Annotated in this window: 1 tRNA gene; it reads left to right on the top strand. The window is 54.5% G+C overall.

Features of this window, described 5'->3' with window-relative positions:
• The first annotated feature begins 95 nt into the window (after nt 1–95).
• Nucleotides 96–172 (top strand) — tRNA-Ile (locus tag FL344_RS38270).
• Nucleotides 173–451 lie beyond the last annotated feature (279 nt).

Here is a 451-nt window from a genome sequence, read left to right on the forward strand (position 1 = left end):
TGGGCTTGCTGTTTGGTTTTGAAGGACTGAGTCGAAGCGACTTGGCTCTTTGAGAATGAAGGACGCTGTAGGGTTTGCCGACGCGGTGGCCTCCTGGGCCTATAGCTCAGCTGGCTAGAGCGCGCGCCTGATAAGCGCGAGGTCGGTGGTTCAAGTCCACCTAGGCCCACCATTTTCCTCCCAGGGAGGAGGAAAGCGGTGACGCGCCCCCCAACAGCTCCACACAAGTTTTCTCTGAAGTATAGAGAAGCGTTCTTTGACAAGTGCATACGAAGGGTAAGTTCAATTTCTGCTGAGAGAAGTTCTCGCAGAAGCCCTGACAAGAAGTACCCCGCCGACGCCGTGAGGCGAAGGTGAGGGGAAGAAAGTCAGGTGCTTTTAATCAAGCGTAAGTAACAAGAAGTCTTCCAGGCTTGCTGCGAAGAGCAGGAGTCTGGGCCTTGGTTTCGAG

The sequence above is a fragment of the Myxococcus sp. AB036A genome (genome assembly GCF_006547355.1).
GTDB classification, from domain to species: domain Bacteria; phylum Myxococcota; class Myxococcia; order Myxococcales; family Myxococcaceae; genus Myxococcus; species Myxococcus virescens.